Below are 22,680 nucleotides of genomic sequence, written 5' to 3'. Positions count from 1 at the left end.
GCTTTAATTTTATTTTTCCTTGATCAGAATATACAAAAAGACAGGCGTTCCCAATAGCGCGGTTATAACTCCGATAGGAAGCTCTATAGGTGCAACTAAAGTACGAGCCAACACATCGGCTAAAGTCAGGACCAAAGCGCCAAGCAACATCGAGGCGGGCAATACAAAACGATGATCTACCCCACCAAAAAGACGAACCGTATGGGGGACCAATAACCCTACAAAACCAATAATTCCCGATACGGCAACAGAGGCCCCGACGGCTATGGTAGAAAGCACAACCACCCAGCGTTTTACCCTATCGGTGCGCATCCCAAGAAGGTCTGCTTGTAATTCTCCGAGGGCAAATGCATTCAATGACTTTCCATAAAACGATAAACAGCACAAAGCGACCAAGATAAATGGAGCCACCACCATTATATTTTCCCAAGAAGCCCCCCCCAGACTACCGAGCATCCAAAAGGTAATCGTACGCAACTGTTGTTCGGTTGCCATGTAGGTCATCAGCCCAGTCAAAGCTCCGGCAAATCCATTAATTGCAATCCCTGCAAGCAACATAGTCGTCACATTCGGTCGTCCATCTTTAACCGAGATACTATACACCACAAATGCGGTAATGCCGGCTCCCACAAAGGCACCAAACACCAACAAATAATACCCTAACCATGCCGAAAGACCTGCAAACAAGAGGGTTTCAAAAGCAATCACCAAAACGGCAAATAATGAGGCGCCAGCCGAAATACCGATTAAGCTCGGTTCCGCTAACGGATTTCTAAAAATCCCTTGAATTGCTGCCCCTGACATGCCTAATGCAGCGCCCACCAAAATACCCAATAAAATACGCGGTAAACGCACCACAAATAATACATCTGCCTGCAAGGCATCAACGGTTACTTCACGATAAAGTCCAATTTTCTGGAGCAGCAATTGCGCTACATCTCCTACTGGAATGTAAAAAGCGCCTAATCCCAGGGCTAGTATCGTCACGACGATCAATGCCACAATCAAGCCACTAATAATTAATTTCTGTTTCTTATCCACGCTGTTATTCTCAAACCCCTAAAAACCTTACTTGTACGCGCTCCACTAATGTGCCATCGATATGGTCAATCCCTTATGAAGCTCGGTAATAGCCTCTGGCAACCGGGTACTAAAGTTGACCAACAGCGAGGCATTCATGACCAGTATGCGCTTCTGCTTACCTGCTTCCGTCAAACGGACTCCTGGCATCTTTAAGATTTCATCCTTCCCCCCCAGACTACTTGCTCCAAAGTCAAACATTAAAATAACATCGGGATTCGCTTGTACCAGAGCTTCCGTTGTATAGGGTTTAAAGTCAGCAAATTCCTGAATAGCATTCTTAGCCCCAGCCAGCTCAATCATCGCATCCAGACTACTTCCTTTTCCAGCGACACTCATTGTCCCCGTTCCTCGTGCGTAGATAAAGAGCACTTTAGGCGATTTCTTACCTTGGTTTTCCTTCGCTATATTTTCGATTACTCGATCATATGCTAGCTTCGTACGTTCTACAACACTTTTGCCAACCGCAGGGGCCGATAAAGCATCTGCGATTTCTTGCATAAAACGAAAGGCTCCTTTTGCTGTAAACTCCTGTTGTATTTGCACCACATTGATCCCCGCTTTGCGCAGTTGTTGCACAACAGTTTTTGACATATCCCCCGTCGCAACTAAAACGATTGTCGGTTTAAAAGCCATAATACCCTCTGCTGATAACGACCTATTCCGACTTACCTTAGGTAAAGCTGCCGCAGCCTTCGGTGAGATACTCGTTACATCGGTAGCCACCACAAACTCGCCTAACCCCAACCCAAACACTGTTTCCGTGATCGCTGTATTGAGGGTCACAATGCGTTGTTCTTTTCCAAAAACAAACTGTCCGATACATAGAAAAAAAACAAATATTACTCTTCTTAACATAATCAATTCTTCACTTTTACAATACAAAACAAATCAATAATCAGTCTAAATACAAATAAAATAAATATGTATTTGATGCTATCCCAAACTACAAAACAATACATAACACACTCAAAAACAACAAAATAACACATATTAAAATAAGAAAACGATCAAAAACAAATCAATTTGAATAGAAGATTTGACACTTTTCATAGAGGAAAATCCATTTTGAATCCCTTCTTTTGTCTTGTTATTTAGATTGATTAAAAATAGTTAATGCCAGCTAGAAGAAATAAAACCGTTAAAATAACGTCTGCTTTTTTAGGGATTTTATGTCCTTTTTTTGTTTTCAGCCAACACAAATTTCAACTCTCAGGCCAAATACTAGATGGACAATCCGGTCATGGATTAAATCAAGCAACCGTGATTTTATACCCGGATAATCAGATCTTCCGAAGCGAAACAAACGGCACATTCCTTTTTAAAAATCTATATGAAGGTAAGTACAAATTAGAGGTCCGCCGTGCGGGATATACGACACAAAATATGGATTTAGAGCTTGCAGAACGTGATACCTCCATCGTTATCAGGCTCCTCGCAGAACCTAAAAATATTGAAGCGGTGGCCGTGAATGGAAAAATTACCGCAGTCGACAATCTTATCAATGCAGAAAATGCGGCGATGCCTGTCAAGGTCATTACGCGTCGGGAGATTGAACTCATGGGAAGCCGACGTCTGGATGAGGTAATGAAAGAACAAACAGGTGTTGCTGTCATCAATGATATTGCTGGCGGTTCCAGAGCCGTGGGCGTACAAATTCAAGGGTTTAGTAGCAATTATGTCATGGTGCTGGTTGATGGCCAACCCATGTTGGGACGAAACAATGGAAATTTCGATCTTTCCAGGATATCGGTTACTAATATAGAGCGCATTGAAATCATAAAGGGTGCCTCGTCCTGCTTATATGGAAGTGATGCATTAGGTGGTGCAATCAATATTATCACCCGCCATGGAGCCATTACGCCGCAAGCACACGCTTCCCTCCTTTATGGTAGCTTAAACATCGTCGATGCGACGGTGGAAGCCGAAACCCCTTTTGCAAATAAACGTGGCGCTGCTGTATTCTCTGGAAATTATTACCGTACCGATGGTTTTAACACCAACAAAGATTACATGACAACGGGCACGACGGTGCATCCGTATGATAATTATAGCTTTCAAGGGCGCATACGATACCGCACCAGTAAAGAAGGCACACTTGGTTTTACAGCACGCTATGCGGAGCGTAGTTCTACGATGCAGAACGGTTGGGGCGAAGGCCTCACTTTAGAGGACAAACAACGCGATCAAGACCTGAACCTCTCCCTCAACTACGATCACCAATTTCGTTCAGGTATCCGTAGCATGTCACGCTACTATTTCACGCGTTATCAAACGCAGATGCAAGCCGAATGGATTCGTCAAAGTGCGTTGATTGGAGCAGAGCGTTTTGGTCAGCAAGTCCATCGTTTTGAGCAACAATTTGCCTATGCGCCTCAGTCCTCGCTTCGCTTAACAGGCGGACTTGGAGGGAGCATCGAAATGATGGATAACAAAGATTTGGGAGACGATCGTCAGCTGCGCACAGCATTCACATACTTACAAACCGAATGGCATCCGATTGAAAAACTACAAACCACATTAGGGTTGCGCTACGATTACACCGATGTGTATGATGGCCGTTTTAGCCCAAGCTTTGGCATCCAATATCAGATCAATACCAACCTAGTGGCTAAGGCGGGAATTGGTGCCGGATTTAAGGCCCCTGACTACAAAATGCGCTACCAATTATTCTATAATCCGGCTGCCAACTACATGTTGGTTGGTACGGATCGTGTGCGCCAGACCATGGAGGCAATGGAACAAAATGGAGAGCTGAGTACCAAAAACAGTTACATGCTTAACTTGGTTGCAGGGAACTTAGGCGCAGAAAAGAGCCTCTCTAATAATATCGGACTGGTATGGTCTTCCAGTAATAAACGTCTACGTACAGAGATCTCAGCATTTTACCATCGCATCAATAACCAGATAAACCCTATATCAGTTGGCGTCGGTACAGTTGTAGGACAGATTTACACCTACCGAAACTTACCTAAAGCCGTCAATAAAGGTTTTGAAGTTTCCGCCGCCTATCGGTTGACAACGGATGTAGAACTTTCTGCGGGTTACCAGTTCTTAATCGCCAAAGATTTGGCCGTCATAGACAGTATTCAAGCTGGGAAGTTCCCTTATAATCAAATGATAAACAATCCGATTACAGGCGAATCAAGACCCGTCACTACAAAAGATTACTGGGGTATTGAAGACCGATCACGTCATATGGTCAACCTGAAAGCGTTGTACGAATACCGTCCCTGGAATATGAATTTCAACCTGCGGGCAAACATTCGCGGAAAATATCCTTTCCAGGAAATTAATGGCAATCAGTTTATCGATGAATATGACGCTTTTGTGCCGGACCATGTTTTGTTAAATCTCACGGTGGAGAAAAGCCTATTGAAAAAGAGATTGACCCTCCGACTAATAGCAGATAACATCTTAGACTTTACACATCAATATATGCCGGGACAACCAGGACGTGTTATTCTTGGCGGATTAAGTTATAGATGGATTAAAGAATAAAATAAACGACATGAAAACAAAAAAGATTATATGCAATGAATTTCGCAGTTGGTTGAGTTTAGCCAAACTGTGTTCCTTCTTATCATTGGTGACGTGCATTACTCTCTTTTCATCCTGCGGCAAGGATAAAGATGTGCGACAAGAACTTGAAGACGGGAAAAGCACAATTATTCGAGACTTAGCAGGCGACGTGGAAGCTTCCATGGGTAGCGGAATAGATGGAAAAGAGAATAGAGCATTCCATACTTTTCTATTTCGCTTTCGCGACCAACGACAGATCTGGATAAGAACGAAGGCCGATTCCCTGCAGTGGTTGCAAAGCAAAGATTGGGATTTGGCATTCACTGGCCCCTACAATTCAGAGGTTTTTGTAAACAATGCCCATATGGAGTTTAATCCCGGTTTTGGCGGCGAGGCGAAGCAGACTTCGGTCGTTTTGCTTCGACAAGCGTATCAAGCTGTAACAACAGCGCCTAGTGATGCAGATTTCGATAGCAGCACGATAAATAAAATCGGTTGGGCTTCTTCGGAATCTTCTACCGGATGGTTTCAATATAGCTTGAATACCCATATCATGCAAGCCCTTACAAACCGCACATATGCTATTCGTTTGCCCGATGGAAAGTATGCCAAGTTGCAACTCATCAATGCATATAAAGGAAATCCACCGGCAGTAACCAATCTGAACTGGCCATCTCCATACTATACTTTTCGATACTATGTGCAACAAGATGGTAGCAAAAACCTCAACACAAATTAAGAACATATTATTCAGCTTTTTATAAATTATACAATGAACAAACTTTTTAAAATGACCGTGCTTGCATGCGTAATTACTGTTGGTTTTACCGCTTGTGACAAGGATGACAAACCTGCCCAAGAAGAAAAAGAATACCAAGCTAAAGTGATGGTGAAAGAGGGCGAAACGGTCGACTTAACCAAAGTGTCCAAAACCAAGAACAGCGAAGGAACAATAAACCGAAAAGGACAAATCTATTCCGTTAGAAATTTTAGACAATTTACCCTTGGCGAAGATGGAAAACCAACCACGACAGTCGCAAAAAATTTCTATATTGATTTCAAAGAGAATGATGGTGTTACGGAAGCGGAGGCGGTTATAACCCTTCCGGCAGAGCTTACTGCCATCTTAAAATCGAACACGGAAAAAGGGTATACCCTCCGTTATATCGACAAGGCATTTGACGCAGTAACCGCTAATGATACCTTTTTAGAAGCTCCCAATAACACCTTAGGTCTCGAATCACAATACACCCCTAATGTTATCGGTTGGTTAATTTATACCGGAAGACCAAATCACCAAGTGAATACCAAGACCGGTCGCACAATCGTCGTGTTCAAGGATAACAAACCGTTCTTTAAGTTTCGTGTAAACTCGGTATACTCCAACGAAACCATGGAGAAAGAAGTACAGCCCGGAAACTACTTCTACTATTCCATAGATTATCAAGAATTTAAATAAGAAACAAGACGTTCCTCAAAGGTTCCGTCCGTCATTGCGCACATACAAAACGGAGGTACGGCGATCTTCTACAACTGTTCCTTACAGTTAGTTAAATAGGACTGCCTCGTCGTACCTCCGCGCAATGATGTTCATTGGTGGACATGTCTACGTGTTTTACTTTTGACCCCTCTAATTTTGTCCTTTGAACTTAGCTGAGCAGGCATACTTAGCGTGACAAAGTACGATCAGCCCCATTGATCTCATCCTGACCTTTGTCATCCTGAGCCCATCAAAGGGTAATCGAAAAAAGCCATCATATCCGTGCCTATATGAGGTTATTTTTCAAATAAATAAACCTTTTAATTAAAATCGTTTTCCATAAACGAAATACCGTTTTTCATACAGCAACGTTCTCTCAAACCTTTTATATTTGCTATTATTTAGAATTAATTTAAATAAAAATAACAAACCATGAAACTTAGAAAGTTATTCACCCCACGATCTCCCAAGCGGTATTACACCATCGTAATGTGCCTCTTGGTTTTAACAGGTAGCTCGTGTAGTAAAAATAATGATACCACGCCAGACGATGAAACACCTACAGATGAACACATGTTTAACCGTTTGATTACTGTCAGCAACTTCGGTGAATCTCTACCTGAAGGTGCCGCTCCCGATAGCGAGCAAGAGCCGATTTTTTTCAGTCTAGAACAAAACCAAGCGGTCAATCAATCGTTGAAACGTACGAACCGCTGGGATCTCTCTTTTTCGAGCGTATATCGTTCTTATGTGGGCGGTAATAATGGGAGTGACAAGTTTAATTTTGGATTTGGTGGGCCTGGACAGGGAGCGGTTCTCTTGGTGAAGAAAAAGTTCGAAGACGTTATTGACATTCCGAAGAGCGAAAAATTCAATACGTTAAGTGATGCCTTTGGTCCGGACGAAAATGGAGACATTGGCCAAACAATCGGCTGGTACTTATATGATTTCAGCGGATTACTTGTCCGTGACGGCGAATTCGACAATCAACATATTGCCTATGCGCTTCACGAAGAACTACCGATTACCACGACAAACGGCGTTAAGAAAACCATCGAACCGCGCACGATTATTTTACGCACCGCGAAGGGCAACTATGCTAAAATAAGAATCCGTAGCCTCTACAAAAACGAACTCAAAAAGGAAAACTGGAAAAGAAAAACGGAAAAACCATTCTTCACTTTTGACTACGTATTGGCAAAAGCAGGAAGTACCAAATTTGAAATTAAAAACTAACCACATATTATCCTTCAACATATCAAGATGAATCGACTTATAAAATACTGCTGCTTGCTGCTCGCTACGTTGTCTGCCTTTACCGCTTGTACAAAAACGGAAGACTTGCCTGATTTACCGCAAGATAGAATTCTCGAATACCATGTCAGTAATGTTCCTGCTGGTGAAAGTCTTTATGGCGCAGTAGACCAAACAACAAAAACAATTACAGTCTATATTCCTTTTTATTACGGATTAGAACTGATCGATCCAGAGATTAAACTGTCGTCCGGTGCTCGTTTATCGGAAGAAATAGCCCCCATTACTATCGATACGCAAAACCAGACGTATACCGTTATAGCGGCCAACGGCACACGTAACACCTATACCTTAAAGATCGTACAGCAAAATACACCACAACTCGTTCTTACCTGGGCCAATTCCGGATACCCAACGACGAAACCGATCGCTTATCCGGTACGCATTCTTCCCAATATACGCGGTAACTTCTACAGTAATAATCCCGCTTTGGTAAAGGTGAGTTTACAATCTAGAAATACAAAAAAGGAAGTCGTACTGAATAGCATGAATACCAGTGTGCGATTAACGCCGGTGTCCGGCCAGATCAATAATTATCAATTAAGTAACGTACCTATTCCGGCGAGCATAGATACAGGACGTCATGATGTTAAAATCAATTACCTGGGATATGACGTAACATTAGCCGATCCAATAAATATTCAATATCAGGCGCCTCAGATTAACTATAACCCTTCGCAAATCGTGAAGCAAGGAGCGGAAATAAGTTATGACGCCTACCCACAGCTTGTTATCCTAAACCCGACTTCGGTGAAGGTAACCGCAAACGGTCAAGTCTATGACTTCAAAATTGTTAAACATAGCTTTGAAGCCATTACACTCCAAGTTCCGGATAATTTCCCTACGGGACAGGGGTACTATACCGCCATCACCACATTTCAAGGTTGGCCCTCACGAACAAATACACTGAATTTAAGTATCAGTCCAAAATAGCACCATGTTTATCCCACAACAAGAGGGATGTCATATATTTTTAGTTCACTTTAAAAAAAATCAAGATGAAAAGAAATCAATTTTTCCAAAAAGCACTAGCTATTACAGCTGTAGCAGTATTTACACTCTCTTTTAACACAAAATCTGAAGCAAACGGCCTACGTCCGGATCAACCTGTTACTGTAGCCGCTATTCCATGTGGTTACGAGTATGCCGTTGTTGGTAACCCAGGAAGCCCTTCTAGTCCAGCAAGTTTTGGTGATGTGTATGTAACCTTAGGAACATCTTCCGCATCGCAAAGCAGCACGGCTTCATCGGCAGCGCAACTTGTGTTTACAAGTCGTGTTAACTCTTTCGTTATCAACAACACTAATTTTGAATTAAAAAAATTAGAAGGCGTTGATATCTGTGATGTAACAGCGTCGGATTGGAATGATGCAGCTGCAACAACAATAACCTCACCTGCGGGTAACAACGTTTGGTATACCTACGTAAGCCAAGTAGCAACACCAATCCCAGGCGTGGTTTTATTGGTTCGTAACAACTTTTCTGGCGATACTTGGGCCTTTACATTGGAGTCTGCAACAGCAGCAACTATTTCTACTTCACCGTTGACAATCCAAGGAACAAATACGATCAACGTACGTAAACTGTAATCTGAATACCATCTATTGATATACCTTCCAAAAGAAACATGGTGAGACCTTTTGGAAGGTTCTTAAAAAAAATAAAATGAACTTAAACGCTATATTCCAATTATTGAAATCGACAGCACTTTACTTATCGTTGATCGCGACACTGGTGTCCTGTAAAAAAGAACAGCCTGATCTTCCGTATAATGACATAGAGACCTTTACGATTGAAGATGCAAATGGAAAGCCTTTACAAGGTGTCATCAAGGGAGAAGATATCATTATATACTGGACGCCACTCATGGAGGATCCGGAATCCATCACGCCTACGATACAGGTATCAGAGAATGCCTCTATTAGTCCAGCCTCAGGTACCGCCGTTGCATATAGTGAAGAGACAAAATATACAGTCACGGCTCAGGATGGCAGCAAGAAAACGTATACCCTACGGCCTCAGACGGGACAACCCGTTCCGTACATTACCTCGAATGCGACTGCTTTTAATTTCAACACCGTCTTAGCTATAGGTGGCGATTTTTTTATTCCGAACACGGATAAAACAAAAGTTTACCTGGTACAAAACAATAAAGAGACGGCACTGACGGATATTCGGTCATTAACCAACTCATCCATCCAAGTCTTTGTTCCGCTAACACTGGACATTGACACAGGTAAATACCACGTGAAGGTTGTTACAGGTAAACGCGTCGTCACCAATGGCCCTTATACCCTACTTAAACCTCGCTTTTCTGATATGATCGAATATGCGACTGTCGCAAAAACAGTAACCCCCGGTGGTGTACTGACCCTGGACCTAAAAAGTGAAAAAGGTGCTGGTTATTATAAAAATGATCAATACGAAGTTCGTGTAGAATATCCCGGGCAGCCGCTAAAAATTTGGCCAGAAATTATTCAAATAGAAGGCACCAAACTACAGGTTAAGGTTCCGTCAAATGCAGAAAAGGGAATGGTATATATCAGTATTTATGACACGAAAACAACGATGTCCGTATACGGCGCCATACCAATTACCATCGAATAAAGACGAATGAGAAAAACAACCTTGTTGTATGGTTTCATAGCGGCTTTATGCTGGAACGCCTGTGGTAAATCAACCCATGACCCTTCCCCCAAGGAGCCGCCAGTCGTGGACAGCCGTAGTCTTAGGGAACAGTATAGCAGCAGCTGGTATCAGTGGCCTAAGGCAGAATGGTACGACGGTGTCACCGCTAAGGAATTAGCCGCATTACCTGACAATCCTTCGGTGGCAGATCCTGCGCTCATTACATTGGGCAAAGCTTTGTTCTTTGATAATCGTTTAGGGAACGGTGGTAACAGCTGTGCATCGTGCCATAATCCGGAGACCTATTGGCACGATCAAAAGAAAGTTGCTACAGGTATTGGCACCCACCATCGCAATACACCAACGATGGAAAACGTATGGTATCTAGCCGGCAACCTATTTCACGACGGCCGTGCCACCACATATATGGACCAAATAGCAGAAGCCATTGAGTCTCCGATTGAAATGGGTGGGAATTTGGAAACACTCCCTTGGGCATTACAGCAAATTAAGGGATATACGCCATTATTTACACAAGCGTATGGGGATGCCCATATCACAAAGGAGCGTATCTTGGAAGCGATAGCCACCTTTTCAAAAACCATTTCCAGCGAGGCGACTCCCTTTGATGCTTTTATACAGGGACAATATAGCGCCTTAAATGACCAGCAATTGTCCGGATTGCACCTTTTCCGTACCAAAGGAAAATGTATCAATTGTCACAACGGTCCATTTTTTACCGATTTGCAATACCACAATTTGGGGTATGCAGTAGACTGGGATGGCAAATTAGATCATGGTCGTTATGAAGCAACCAAACAAGAGACAGATCGTGGAAAATTTCGAACACCAGGTCTACGAAATATAGCGAACACTGCACCATACTGGCATAATGGTGAAATAGCAACCTTACATGAGGTTATTGATTTACTAAATCGCGGTATGCCACATACAGGAAGACAGAAAGTCAATGGAAAACTATCCGAACTCGTTCGCCCGCTTCAGCTGACCGCAGCAGAACAGCAAGCGATTATAGCCTTCTTACAGGCACTGAGTAGTGACGTTCCCCAGATGGAGAAACCTGTTCTTCCAGAATAGCTTGTAAAAAAGCCTCTCCGAGATGAATCGAAGAGGCCACTTCTCTCTTTTCGTTAAGTAACCAGAAGAGAGATGTCATTATTTTAGTTCAAGGGCAAAGTTAAACATATGTTAAGCAGCTTCCCACATTAAAAGTGTTAAATCGTAAAAAAGTAAAGTCAGCGGGATATTCAGATGATAAACTAACGTGCATATGATGAGCATAGACCAGGGTAATAACAGTAGACTGCAGCAATGGATAGCCTTGCTACAAGCAAAAGGACATGTTGCCAGCAAAAGGCGCATACTAATCATGCAGGCTTTGTACCAGAAGAAAAAAATAGAAGACATGGAATTTTTTTGGTTGGAACTACGTCAGGAACATCATATATCCTGGGCCACATTCTACAGCTTTGTACGCCTCGCCCTAAAAGAACAATGGCTACGTAAGACCTTTGATCAGGAAAACACGGTTACCTATTTGTTGCATATTGATGGATAAGAAGGTATGTAAAAAGCTGACAAAAATCACTTTTCATATATTTTTGAGCAAATAGCAGCATACAAGACAAGCAATAAATACGAATCTTTGTATAGAATCGTTTTAAATAAAAACAAAGAAATATGTTACATCAAAATATTAAAGACAATACAACTGCTGCTCACCAGAAGCTGGAAGGGACGGTAGTAAGACAATTAAAAGCTATCCGCTCCAATACTGATTACGCAGATGTACTAAAAAACTTCTACGTTTACTTCAATACGGTAGAACAAGCGATCGCTCCTTTCATTACCCCAGAAGTATTGCCTGATTATAGCGAACGTCGTAACTCCAGTCACATCAAACAAGATATCATTGAGCTAGGTGGTTCGGTAGAGAATCTTCCTACAGTAGCTGTACCGACCATAACCAATGCATTGGAAGCACTATCGGCTTTGTATGTTTTGGAAGGTTCCATTATGGGCGGACCATATATCGTGCAAATGTTGAATAAATACGGTATTACCGCAGGTACAAATTTCTTCTCTGGTTACGGTGAAGATACAGGCAAAATGTGGGGCGCCTTTACCGCAACGTTGAACAAATATGGCGAAGACGAGAGCACGCATGAAAAAGCAGTCGCGATTGCAAACGAAACTTTTTCTAAATTTGGTGATGTCTTCACAGCTGAAGTAGCTGAAAAAGCATAATCATATACATGAAAGAAAATTCTAAAACATGGTTAAAACGCGCCGGTCTCGGCGCGTTTCTTTTCTTCCTTGCCAAAGGTCTGGTTTGGTTGGCTATATTTTTCTTTGCCGCCAAGTCCTGCAGTTAAGTTCCGCACACGCGTTTTTTTCTGCTTCGCTATATTCGATACTTTTTCTATTTTTATAAACAATGATGACCATATTGGTTATTTAATGATAGAAAAATGTATATCCTAAAACGAACTACGGCTACAGATTCTGATTTTGAAATGCTGATACAACAGCTCGATGCAGATTTAGCTGTCCGCAATGGTGAAGAACAGGCTTTCTTCTCTCAATTCAATCACCTAAACAACATCAAGCATGTCATCGTTGCATACCAGGACAATAAACCGATTGGTTGTGGTGCAATAAAAACCTACGATGCGGATACGATGGAGGTCAAGCGGATGTTCATTATACCAGAAATGCGTAGACAAGGTATTGGTCTGCAGCTTTTGATGGAACTCGAAAAGTGGACTTCCGAACTCGGTTATGCGTACACTCAATTAGAAACAGGAACGATGCAACCTGAAGCAATTCGCCTCTACGAAAAAAATGGATATACGCGTATCCCGAACTACGACCAATATGTTGGTATCGAAAATAGTGTGTGCTTTAAAAAGAAAATGATGAAAACAAACCCAGATTATTTACAAGTAAATAAAGAATCGTGGAACAAGCGCACCGCTGTCCATATCGATTCGGATTTCTATAATCAAGCAGCTTTTTTACAGGGAGAAACATCCCTGAACAATGTAGAGCTAGAGTTATTGGGCGATATTAAAGGCAAGAAAATTCTACACCTACAATGTCACTTTGGTCAAGACACTATTTCTTTGGCTCGTTTAGGTGCACAGGTAACCGGTGTTGACCTATCTGATAAAGCTGTAGAGGTAGCAACAGAATTGGCCACCAAAACAGGGGCTGATGCCACCTTCATTGCCTCCGACGTCTATGAACTTCCGAACGTACTGAACGAACAATTTGATATCGTTTTTACCAGTTACGGCACCATTGGATGGTTACCCGACCTGGATAAATGGGCTAAGGTAATTTCAACATTCCTAAAACCACAAGGCAGGCTCGTTTTTGTCGAATTTCATCCTGTTGTATGGATGTTTGATGACGATTTTCAAAAGGTAGGATACAACTACTTTAAAGACGAACCCATTATAGAGACGACAGAGGGAACCTATGCCGATCGTGAAGCAGACCTCCAGGTAACCTCCGTCACGTGGAATCATAGTTTATCGGAAGTCATGACGAGCTTATTACAAAACGGGCTGTCAATCGCTTCCTTTTCGGAGTACGATTATTCACCTTACAATTGTTTTAATCACACCATTCAGATTGAAGAGAAAAAATTTCGCATCAAACATCTAGGCAACAACATCCCAATGTTATATGCGTTAGAGGCTGTTAAGCGTTAATTTTAAGACAGTTCACCTTTCTAGGGTCTTCATACTTTTGGACACTGGTCAATTAACACCAGTGTCCTTTATCTTCCATCTCTCCTCTTCTCACGTCGATTTTCCACCTGCGCTTAGTCCCAATTTGCACGATCAAGAACCATTGATAAAATAGGAATAAAAAATATTTCAAAAAAAAGACTACTAATTCAATAGAATATACATACTTTTGTTCCCATTCGAGAATGAACGATATATCTTACCCTCTTGAAATTGGTACATCTGCCATACATGCTGAAAAAATCCGGAAGATTTCAACATAAAGAGCAGCAAGTACAAGCGTCACAGGTTATTCATTAAAATGCTACAACATTTATGCGTAAAATTATTACCTCTTTATTTCCCGTGCTGCTCCTATTGATAACTACCAATAGCGCATTGGCACAACAACGCGTTATCCAAGGTACGGTTATCGATGCCAGCAGTCAAAAGCCCCTTGCCGGTGTAAATGTCCAAATCACAGGACAGCGCCAAAGCGCGGTGACCTCCACTGATGGTACCTACCGTGTTACCACAGATCTTATCAACGGAACGCTAGAATTCTCCTACATAGGTTATGAAACAGCACGTATTCCCTTATCCTCAACCAATTTCGACATTGGTTTAAACATTGCCAGCAAGGACTTGGGCGAAGTCGTGGTGGTGGCTTACGGAACATCACGTAAGGACAACATCACAGGTTCCATCAGCACCATCAACAACAAACAAATAGAAAACCGACAAGTATCCAGTATTTCTAAAGCACTTGAAGGACAAGTTCCCGGTTTGCAATCCGTTTCGGCTTCAGGACAACCCGGTACAGATGCAACCATCCGTATTCGCGGAATTGGTTCAATCAATGCTTCGGCAGCCCCCTTGTATGTCGTGGATGGTAGCCCGTATGCGGGTGACATCAACGCTTTAAATCCAAACGATATTCAGTCTATCAGTGTGCTGAAAGATGCTGCTGCGAGCGTACTTTATGGTTCCCGTGGTGCCAATGGTGTGATTATAATCACCACCAAAAATGGTCGATCGGGCGAGAAAACGGCCATCAACCTGAACTTTACCCAAGGCGCAACCAACCGTGCTGTTCGCGATTACGATCAGGTATCGACAGACGATTATTTTAAACTCTATTGGCAGGCATTACGCAATAAAAACGTCGCAAATGGGCTTACCCCCGAAAATGCAGCCCGTAATGCAAGTGCTACTATCGTCACGGATCTGGGAATCAACCCTTATGGAGCAGCCTTTCCACAACCGATTGGAACAGATGGCCAACTTGTCGCTGGAGCCACACCACTGTGGAACGACAACTGGTCGGATGTGCTCCAACGCACGGGAAGTCGTACGCAGGGCGACTTGAGTTTTAGTGGTGGAACCGATAAAAACACCTATTTTATCTCAGGTGGTTACCTTAATGACCAAGGAATTGCCATAGAGTCTTCATTTAAGCGCTACAATGTACGTGCAAATATTGATGCTAAAGTGCGGTCCTGGTTAAACACTGGAATCAGTATTGCCGGAAGCAGCACCCAACAAAAGTACCCGCAATCGGAAGATAGTAATACCGCGAACATCATTAATTTCACCCGTTTAGTACCTTCTTTCTATCCTTACTATAAAAGAAAACCAGACGGCAGCTATGAATTGGACGAAAACAACGAAAAGATCTATGATTTTGGCGCCTACCGTCCGAGTGCCGCTATTCCACGTAATAACCTAGCAGCGTCTCTTCCGCTAGACAAGAACGATATAAATCGCGAAAATCTAGCATTACGCACCTACCTTGAAGGTGTAATAACAGAAAATCTTAAGTTTAGATCGACGTATAGCGTAGATTACATCAATAGTAATACGCACTATTATACCAACCCGAGCGTCGGTGGTGGTGCATCATACTTAGGATCAGTAAGCAAATCCAATGTTCGCACCGTTGCCCAAACATGGAATAACATTCTAACATACGACAAACAAATAGGTGATCATCATATCAATATCTTAGGCGGACAAGAATACTATGATTTTAATAGCGCCAATATCAGTGGCAGTCGCGAACGCTTTGTGCTGCCTGGATTGTATGAACCCGTAGCCGCATCACAATTAAATTCCTTTACAGGATCTAGTTCCAATTATCGTCTATTGAGTTTCTTAGGCCGTGCGGAGTATGGCTATGCAAACCGCTATTTACTTTCGGCTTCTTTACGTACCGATGGATCATCTCGTTTTGCTCCAGAAACAAGATGGGGAACTTTTTGGTCTGTTGGTGGTTCGTGGAAACTGGCAGAAGAACCTTTTATCAAAAACAGTAATATATTCAATCAATTGACCCTTCGCGCCAGTTATGGTGGTCAAGGAAACGATAACCTAGGTACTTATTTCGCTTACCAAGGTCTCTATACCATCGCTAATAGCTTGGGCCAAGGTGGGACATTAACAAGCAGACTTCCAACCCCTGAACTCAAATGGGAAACGAATCTAAATTTCAATGCAGGATTAGATGTTGCGATATTAAAAAATAGACTTGCCTTCTCTGTTGAATTTTTCAATAGACAAAGTAAAGATCTACTGTTCACTATGCCCATGGCATTGTCTACAGGCTATTCCGGTTACGATGCCAACATAGGGTCCATGAAAAATACCGGAATCGATGTCGATATCCGTACCATTCCTATTCGCAAAGGAGATTTTAGATGGAATCTTGACCTCAACTTCTCCCATTACCGCAATAAAATCACGGAACTTCCCACCAAAGAAAATATTACAAGCGGGAACAAACTACTGCGTGTTGGGGGATCAATCTATGACTTCAATATACCAGAATGGGCCGGTGTAAATCCTGAAAATGGAAACCCACAATGGTACCTCGCCGATGCGAATGGAAATAAAACGGATCAAAAAACATCCGAATATGGGAAAGCTGGATTATTTATACAAGGCAGTTCCATTCCTGATCTTGTCGGTGGTATCAACAACACCATTACCTACAAAGGTTTTGATTTCTCGGCCTTATTAAGCTTTAGTATTGGTGGAAAAGTGCTGGATAACGATTATATCCAATTAATGCATAATGGCAGCAATATCGGCCGCGCCTGGAGCAAAGAGATATTAAACCATTGGACCCCAGAAAATACGATCACAGATGTACCTCGCTTAACAACGGACAATCTCAACTGGACTTCTGCATCTTCGCGCTTTCTATATAGTGCGACCTACGCGCGATTGAAAAACATAAATATTGGTTACACGCTGCCCGAGCAAACAAGTAATCGGATTGGCATCCGGAAATTACGTGTATTTGCCTTAGCAGAAAACGTACTCACTTTTTATGGACATCAGGGTATGGATCCTGAACAAACAATCAATGGGGCTACGTACTTCCGTTATCCTGCGATCCGAACCGTATCTGGTGGTATTCAATTGGCGTTTTAAGAAGATAGAAAACACGCGAAATGGCTAGTCCCTGCACTAACGTTTCATTATTAAGGAGAAAGATTATGTACAACAAAATAAGAAATATTTCACTTATCCTAACCACGATCTTATTACTTGGATCATGTAAGGATGTTCTAGATACGGAGCCTACGACCGCTATTCCAGAATCAGAGATCTACAAAAACACAGCCAATATCCAGACGGTAATCAATGGCACGTGGCGCTATCTAAACGATACGTATTTCACGTTTGCCAACCCGGGATACTCCGCCTTTATGCGGACCAGTGATGCAATGGGAAATGATGTGGCTGTTACCACCAAATATGGCTACCGCGACCCGTATGCATTTACGGAACTCTACAATCCGGCCGCCTATAGAGTACGTTCGTTTTGGACACTACTCTACAAGGTGATTGACAATGCAAACAATGTGATCGCCAAAGTTGATGCTGCTGAAGGGACACAAGAGAGCAAGGATATTCTAAAGGGGCAAGCAAAGACACTGCGTGCTTTTGCCTACTTGAATTTAGGTTCATTTTATCAGTTTAGCTATCTGAAGGATAAAAAAGCTTTGGTTGCTCCTATCTATACCGAGCCAAGTACAACATCCACCAAAGGAAACCCTCGCGCAACACTGGAAGAGTTGTACAACCTTGTCATCAGCGACTTAAGTGACGCATCGACATTGCTCGCCAGTTACAACCGCCCAGCGGCTGAAAAGTACAAAATCAATAAACCTGTCGCTCAGGGATTATTGGCACGCGCTTACCTCCAGACAGGCGCGTGGGATCTGGCAGCAAAAGCTGCTGAAGCAGCTTCCGCAGGCTTTCCTCTCATGACAACGGCCGCTTACCAGGAAGGTTTTAACGATTTACAAAATACAGAGTGGATCTGGGGACACCTCCAAACGAATGAACAAAGTACGGCAAGTTACACTTTTCATTACCTTGATGTGTCTTCCGAAGGCTCCTATTACTACAGCTTTATGGCGGACCCATTTTTTAAAGAACTCTTTGATCAAAATGATATACGATACAAGCTGTTCGAATGGGATGGGGAAACGGGTAGAGAAGGCTTTTTACGTTATAAAAAATTTAAGTTCAAACCCAACTTAATTGGTGATATTGTATATATGCGTTCCGCCGAAATGCTTCTTATTCAAGCGGAATCATTTGCACGAGAGGGAAAAACTGATGAAGCTATCAGTGCACTAAACAAGCTGCGGAGCGCACGTAACGCTACCCTATACACAACGACGCAGAACAAAGATTTATTGAGTGAGATCCTTATCGAACGACGTAAAGAGCTCTGGGGAGAAGGTTTTGCCCTTTCCGATATCATTCGAAATCAGAAATCCGTGGAGCGCAAGGCTTATATCGATAACCAAGGCTCGCCAATCAAAGTAACGGTAACTACGCCAACAGGAGCAACAAAAATTGTTAACGGTCAAGGACACCGGGTCATCAAGTTTCCAGATGGCACCAACTTTACAGCAAATAGTAGATACTATCTCTTTGCCATACCACAAGAAGAAGGACAACAGAACCCGAACCTGTAACCTGAACTTTTATAGACAGAACGGCCTAAGCATGAGAATATACTTCATACTGCTTAGGTCGTTTTTGTTAGCTCTCCTTTCTCTGTTTTTAAGTCTGACACTTTCAGAAAAATAGCGTAATTTTAATGCCAGATAAATTTCTTCCAATTCTTGTTAAACAAACATAAACTACAGCGTATTATTCGCAAGCTTCGGGCATATTGGAATACCGTAGAAAGTACAGGTATACATACAGATATGTCGTATATGGAAATGCGAAAAACTAAGATGCTCAACCAGGTGGCCCTTGTTTGTATTCCCCTTACGTTGTTTTTTTCTTGTGCCAATTGGATGGAAGGGCGCTATCTGCTTTCGGTAATCAACTATGCAAATTTTATTACCTCTGCGTCCATTTTTCTTTTCCACGCCTATCGTAAATATACCACAGCGCGCTTTGTGTTGCTATGTTTCAACTCCTTATTTTTTTGGTTAGGCGCCTACTTTTTTCACAATGGTGCAGAATATTTTCTCTTAAGTTCCTTGATTATAGCCATGTTAATATTCGAGGATCGATGGATTCAGATTACTTCTAGCGCCATCATCATATTGGCAATGATGATTATTATTTTTATGCCACAACCAATACCATTGGAAGCTAGGATTCCAGCAGATAGACTCGCTTTTAATTTTATCGGCTCTCTCGTTTTTATTGTTTTTGCAATTGCTGTCTTCAAGGATATACAATTTAGTTACCAGCAAGAAATAGAAACACAACGGAAGAAGTTGGAAGAAATGAACCGTAACATGGAGCGGTTATTTTCCATTATTGCGCACGATATCAGAAGCCCGATCTCAAGCACGCAGACCATGCTTACTTTATTTCAAAACCAGCTTATCTCTGCTGAAAAAGTTAACGAAACCATATCCTCCATTAATAATCGGTTAACCCAGCTGGATGAGACACTCGACAACCTCCTTAAATGGAGTATTCGAAATATGGATGGTCTACAAACAAAACCAACCGCATTACAACTAGAGGAAGCACTAAACAAAGTGTATCAATTTCTTGAGCCACAAGCATTTGAAAAGAAAATAAATCTAATAAAGAACATTGACCCTTCGGCAATCATCTATGTCGATTATGATCAATTCTTGGTTATTTTACGTAATATATTAAGCAATGCGATCAAATTCAGCTTCCTTGACGGGAATGTATCTAGTATAGGTATAGTCAAAGGAGGCTATGTAAAGCTGACCATTCGAGATCAAGGGGTGGGTATTCCGGCACAGAAAATTGCACAATTATTCAATTCCATCCAAACGCCATCCTTTGGAACAGAAGGAGAACGCGGAAGTGGGCTTGGGTTATTACTATGTCATGAGCTCTTGCGTAAAAATGGAGGTGAAATGCATATTGAAAGTGCACCAGAAATGGGCACGACAGTCGTAATGTCCTTTCCTCTATCCCATCGCGTATAAAGATCTGCCGATCCCCACAGCAGGTCAACACTTTTTGTCAATCCACTGGAATTACGCGAATACTCTTTTTGGGCAAAGGTATATTTTGGTTTTCAAAAACCACTTTCACTTTCTCGGCAATTTCGCCCCGAAAGCGTAAAAAACCCTGATGAGAAACCCACGCCCGAATAACGACTTGCATCCCGGAATCATTTAAGTCTCCCACATGAAACGTCGGTGCTGGGGTAGTTTGCACATTCGGATCCGCCGTTAAAATAGCCAATACCTGCTCTCGAGCCTGCTGAATATTCGTGTCATATGAAACATGGACCGCAAACTGCATCCGACGATAACCGGTACTCATATTTCGGATCACCGAATTAGCAAGCGAACCGTTAGGACTATAAATCTTTACCCCATCATCATCTACCAATGTGGTGTATAAAAGGTCAATATTTTCAACTGTACCTGTCGAACCGTTCGCGCTTTCTATTTCATCCCCGACATCGAAGGGGCGAAACAATAAAATCAATACACCGCCAGCAAAATTCGATAAACTTCCTTGTAGAGCCAAGCCCACCGCTAAGCCAAACGCGGAAAGAACAGCAATAAACGAAGTGGTCTGGATGCCCATTGTATTGGCTACCGTAAGCAGTAAGAGAACATACAGCACAAACTTTATAAGACTTTCTGCAAAGCTTCGTATGGATAAATCTACATTCCTCCGCTCAAAACGTCGTCGAATTAAACGGATAAAAAAACGAATAACATAAATCCCAACAAGGAGTAATACAAACCCAACAGCAATACTCGGTAATTTCTGTACGACGACATCAATCATCTTACTCACGTTACTTTCTATCTTATTTAAACTATCTTCCATTTCAAGAAATTTATTTTATAAATATAACAAATAATTAATTTCAAAAGCACAGATGCAAGATTTTAAATATCTTTAAGGCATGGAGCTGATTTACCTAGATAATAACGCTACGACCAAGATCGACGATCAGGTTTTCGAGGCTATGCTACCTTTTCTCCGGGAAAGCTATGGGAATGCATCCAGCATCCAACATCAGTTAGGCCGGGCGTCACAAACTGCAGTAGAACATGCACGGAGCCAAGTCGCGACGTGTCTCGGGGCAACAGAAAAAGAAATTATCTTTACAAGCGGAGCAACGGAAAGTATAAATATGGTCTTACGGGGCATTACTTCTGCTTACAAAGGAAAAGGGAATCATATTATCACCTGCAAAACAGAGCATAAAGCGGTTCTAACGACCTGCAGACTTTTAGAAAAAAAAGGTGTAAAAATCACATACCTCCCTGTTAATGACCAAGGAGAAATAGATTTAGATAACTTAAAATCAGCGATCCAGTCGGATACTATTTTGGTTTGTTTAATGGCCGCGAATAATGAAACGGGTGTCTTACATCCGATTTCAGATATAGCAAAAATCTGTCAGGAAAGAGATACCTTATTTTTCTGTGACGCAACACAGTTGATTGGTAAAAGTGAAATCAATCTCACAAAGATTCCTATTGATATCCTCGCTTTAAGCGGACATAAAATACATGGTCCCAAAGGTGTTGGAGCACTTTATATCAGAAGAAAACGAAAACCGATCCAAGTGCCGGCCCTGATTTCTGGTGGTGGACAAGAAAATGACCTGCGCGGTGGCACGCTACATGTTTCAGGCATCGTAGGGCTTGGTAAAGCAATGGAGATTGCATCGTTCCCGCCGCACATCAGTCATTATCGGGATTACCTCGAACAACAACTGCTAGATCACATTCCGGCCATCATCATCCATGGCTCAGCGGCCCCGCGTTTAGGAAATACAAGCAGTATTACTTTTCGACATATCAAAGCAAGTGAAATCATGGTTGCCATGCCTCAGCTGGCCTTATCTGCCGGTTCAGCATGTTCGGCAGGGTTGCGCGATCCATCACATGTACTTAAAGCGATGCACCTCCATGATGAAGATGCCTTTAGTACAATACGCATTAGCCTGAGTCGATATACAACGAAGCAAGAAATCGAAAAGACAGCGCAACTGCTCATACAAGTTGTAGCCCAACTACGCGCAAACTCTCCGATATGGCAGCTGTACGAGCAAGGACTCATAACCTAACAAGCTGCACTACTTATGCGCTTCAACCACTGAAATCAGCTGTTGCAAATCGAGTACACCACTCTGACGCCATACCTGCTGTCCTTCTTTAAAGAGAATCATCGTTGGTACCCCCTGTACTTGATAACTCGACGCTAACGCATTGTTTTTATCGACATCAATCTTAACCACCGAAATAGCATCGCCATAATGATCCTTCAGATTTTTCAATATCGGAGCTAACACCTGACAGGGGCCACACCAAGTAGCCGAAAAATCCACCAATACCAGTGGATGTTTTTTTATTATATCACTAAAAGTTGCCATAAGGATTATCTTTGCGTTCTTTT

The 22,680-nt window shown here is 42.3% G+C and carries 19 protein-coding genes; 15 read left to right on the top strand and 4 right to left on the bottom strand.

Annotated features, from left to right (window positions below; genetic code table 11):
* Positions 1 to 9 precede the first annotated feature (9 nt).
* Both E2P86_RS06245 and E2P86_RS06240 read right to left on the bottom strand, forming a co-directional pair.
* Complete coding sequence (locus E2P86_RS06245) at positions 10 to 1,041, bottom strand: FecCD family ABC transporter permease (protein WP_085472588.1); 1,032 nt, start codon at positions 1,039 to 1,041, stop codon at positions 10 to 12.
* 45 nt (positions 1,042 to 1,086) lie between these two features.
* Complete coding sequence (locus tag E2P86_RS06240) at positions 1,087 to 1,938, bottom strand: heme/hemin ABC transporter substrate-binding protein (protein WP_085472587.1); 852 nt, start codon at positions 1,936 to 1,938, stop codon at positions 1,087 to 1,089.
* A 288-nt stretch (positions 1,939 to 2,226) separates the two neighbouring features.
* On the opposite strand from E2P86_RS06240, the gene E2P86_RS06235 reads away from it, so the two are divergent.
* From E2P86_RS06235 to E2P86_RS06170, 14 genes are all read left to right on the top strand, one after another.
* Positions 2,227 to 4,581: a TonB-dependent receptor gene (locus tag E2P86_RS06235; protein ID WP_317128141.1), complete on the top strand. Its 2,355-nt coding sequence runs from the start codon at positions 2,227 to 2,229 to the stop codon at positions 4,579 to 4,581.
* A gap of 10 nt (positions 4,582 to 4,591) precedes the next feature.
* Complete coding sequence (locus E2P86_RS06230) at positions 4,592 to 5,341, top strand: HmuY family protein (RefSeq protein ID WP_134431597.1); 750 nt, start codon at positions 4,592 to 4,594, stop codon at positions 5,339 to 5,341.
* Between the two features lie 33 nt (positions 5,342 to 5,374).
* Positions 5,375 to 6,061 (top strand): hypothetical protein, encoded by a 687-nt coding sequence (locus E2P86_RS06225; RefSeq protein ID WP_134431594.1) that lies wholly within the window; start codon positions 5,375 to 5,377, stop codon positions 6,059 to 6,061.
* Positions 6,062 to 6,514: 453 nt separating this feature from the next.
* On the top strand, positions 6,515 to 7,318 hold the full coding sequence (locus E2P86_RS06220) for an HmuY family protein (protein ID WP_234991178.1): 804 nt from the start codon (positions 6,515 to 6,517) through the stop codon (positions 7,316 to 7,318).
* A 27-nt stretch (positions 7,319 to 7,345) separates the two neighbouring features.
* On the top strand, positions 7,346 to 8,329 hold the full coding sequence (locus E2P86_RS06215) for a hypothetical protein (protein ID WP_134431592.1): 984 nt from the start codon (positions 7,346 to 7,348) through the stop codon (positions 8,327 to 8,329).
* Positions 8,330 to 8,394: 65 nt separating this feature from the next.
* Positions 8,395 to 8,985 (top strand): hypothetical protein, encoded by a 591-nt coding sequence (locus E2P86_RS06210; RefSeq protein ID WP_085472581.1) that lies wholly within the window; start codon positions 8,395 to 8,397, stop codon positions 8,983 to 8,985.
* A gap of 76 nt (positions 8,986 to 9,061) precedes the next feature.
* Positions 9,062 to 10,003 (top strand): DUF5018 domain-containing protein, encoded by a 942-nt coding sequence (locus tag E2P86_RS06205; RefSeq protein ID WP_134431589.1) that lies wholly within the window; start codon positions 9,062 to 9,064, stop codon positions 10,001 to 10,003.
* Between the two features lie 6 nt (positions 10,004 to 10,009).
* The gene (locus E2P86_RS06200) at positions 10,010 to 11,122 is read left to right on the top strand and encodes a cytochrome-c peroxidase (RefSeq protein ID WP_134431586.1); all 1,113 of its coding nucleotides are present in this window, start codon (positions 10,010 to 10,012) and stop codon (positions 11,120 to 11,122) included.
* A 193-nt stretch (positions 11,123 to 11,315) separates the two neighbouring features.
* The gene (locus E2P86_RS06195) at positions 11,316 to 11,603 is read left to right on the top strand and encodes a hypothetical protein (RefSeq protein ID WP_085472578.1); all 288 of its coding nucleotides are present in this window, start codon (positions 11,316 to 11,318) and stop codon (positions 11,601 to 11,603) included.
* A gap of 122 nt (positions 11,604 to 11,725) precedes the next feature.
* On the top strand, positions 11,726 to 12,292 hold the full coding sequence (locus E2P86_RS06190; protein ID WP_134431583.1) for a biliverdin-producing heme oxygenase: 567 nt from the start codon (positions 11,726 to 11,728) through the stop codon (positions 12,290 to 12,292).
* 224 nt (positions 12,293 to 12,516) lie between these two features.
* Positions 12,517 to 13,764: a GNAT family N-acetyltransferase gene (locus tag E2P86_RS18280; RefSeq protein WP_134431580.1), complete on the top strand. Its 1,248-nt coding sequence runs from the start codon at positions 12,517 to 12,519 to the stop codon at positions 13,762 to 13,764.
* Positions 13,765 to 14,118: 354 nt separating this feature from the next.
* On the top strand, positions 14,119 to 17,217 hold the full coding sequence (locus E2P86_RS06180) for a SusC/RagA family TonB-linked outer membrane protein (RefSeq protein ID WP_134431578.1): 3,099 nt from the start codon (positions 14,119 to 14,121) through the stop codon (positions 17,215 to 17,217).
* Between the two features lie 65 nt (positions 17,218 to 17,282).
* Positions 17,283 to 18,779, top strand: coding sequence for a RagB/SusD family nutrient uptake outer membrane protein (locus E2P86_RS06175; protein ID WP_085472574.1), 1,497 nt, complete (start codon positions 17,283 to 17,285; stop codon positions 18,777 to 18,779).
* A gap of 150 nt (positions 18,780 to 18,929) precedes the next feature.
* On the top strand, positions 18,930 to 20,237 hold the full coding sequence (locus E2P86_RS06170; protein ID WP_085472573.1) for a sensor histidine kinase: 1,308 nt from the start codon (positions 18,930 to 18,932) through the stop codon (positions 20,235 to 20,237).
* Positions 20,238 to 20,274: 37 nt separating this feature from the next.
* Here E2P86_RS06170 and E2P86_RS06165 read toward each other — a convergent pair whose 3' ends face one another.
* Positions 20,275 to 21,099, bottom strand: a complete 825-nt coding sequence (locus E2P86_RS06165) for a mechanosensitive ion channel family protein (RefSeq protein WP_085472572.1) — start codon at positions 21,097 to 21,099, stop codon at positions 20,275 to 20,277.
* 79 nt (positions 21,100 to 21,178) lie between these two features.
* On the opposite strand from E2P86_RS06165, the gene E2P86_RS06160 reads away from it, so the two are divergent.
* Positions 21,179 to 22,351 (top strand): cysteine desulfurase family protein, encoded by a 1,173-nt coding sequence (locus E2P86_RS06160; protein WP_240775581.1) that lies wholly within the window; start codon positions 21,179 to 21,181, stop codon positions 22,349 to 22,351.
* 9 nt (positions 22,352 to 22,360) lie between these two features.
* Here E2P86_RS06160 and trxA read toward each other — a convergent pair whose 3' ends face one another.
* Entirely contained in the window at positions 22,361 to 22,657 is a 297-nt protein-coding gene (trxA, locus tag E2P86_RS06155; RefSeq protein WP_085472571.1) for a thioredoxin, read from the bottom strand.
* Between the last annotated feature and the right edge of the window lie 23 nt (positions 22,658 to 22,680).

Source organism: Sphingobacterium psychroaquaticum (assembly GCF_004421025.1).
GTDB classification, from domain to species: domain Bacteria; phylum Bacteroidota; class Bacteroidia; order Sphingobacteriales; family Sphingobacteriaceae; genus Sphingobacterium; species Sphingobacterium psychroaquaticum.
Note: the sequence above shows the minus strand (reverse complement) of the source record. Positions and strands in the feature narration are given on the sequence as shown.

Coding starts and splice junctions, on each gene's coding strand:
- E2P86_RS06240 (WP_085472587.1), bottom strand. CDS start 1,938: ATGTTAAGAAGAGTAATATTTGTTTTTTTTCTATGTATCGGACAGTTT.
- E2P86_RS06230 (WP_134431597.1), top strand. CDS start 4,592: ATGAAAACAAAAAAGATTATATGCAATGAATTTCGCAGTTGGTTGAGT.
- E2P86_RS06225 (WP_134431594.1), top strand. CDS start 5,375: ATGAACAAACTTTTTAAAATGACCGTGCTTGCATGCGTAATTACTGTT.
- E2P86_RS06220 (WP_234991178.1), top strand. CDS start 6,515: ATGAAACTTAGAAAGTTATTCACCCCACGATCTCCCAAGCGGTATTAC.
- E2P86_RS06215 (WP_134431592.1), top strand. CDS start 7,346: ATGAATCGACTTATAAAATACTGCTGCTTGCTGCTCGCTACGTTGTCT.
- E2P86_RS06210 (WP_085472581.1), top strand. CDS start 8,395: ATGAAAAGAAATCAATTTTTCCAAAAAGCACTAGCTATTACAGCTGTA.
- E2P86_RS06205 (WP_134431589.1), top strand. CDS start 9,062: ATGAACTTAAACGCTATATTCCAATTATTGAAATCGACAGCACTTTAC.
- E2P86_RS06200 (WP_134431586.1), top strand. CDS start 10,010: ATGAGAAAAACAACCTTGTTGTATGGTTTCATAGCGGCTTTATGCTGG.
- E2P86_RS06195 (WP_085472578.1), top strand. CDS start 11,316: ATGATGAGCATAGACCAGGGTAATAACAGTAGACTGCAGCAATGGATA.
- E2P86_RS06190 (WP_134431583.1), top strand. CDS start 11,726: ATGTTACATCAAAATATTAAAGACAATACAACTGCTGCTCACCAGAAG.
- E2P86_RS18280 (WP_134431580.1), top strand. CDS start 12,517: ATGTATATCCTAAAACGAACTACGGCTACAGATTCTGATTTTGAAATG.
- E2P86_RS06180 (WP_134431578.1), top strand. CDS start 14,119: ATGCGTAAAATTATTACCTCTTTATTTCCCGTGCTGCTCCTATTGATA.
- E2P86_RS06175 (WP_085472574.1), top strand. CDS start 17,283: ATGTACAACAAAATAAGAAATATTTCACTTATCCTAACCACGATCTTA.
- E2P86_RS06165 (WP_085472572.1), bottom strand. CDS start 21,099: ATGGAAGATAGTTTAAATAAGATAGAAAGTAACGTGAGTAAGATGATT.
- E2P86_RS06160 (WP_240775581.1), top strand. CDS start 21,179: ATGGAGCTGATTTACCTAGATAATAACGCTACGACCAAGATCGACGAT.
- trxA (WP_085472571.1), bottom strand. CDS start 22,657: ATGGCAACTTTTAGTGATATAATAAAAAAACATCCACTGGTATTGGTG.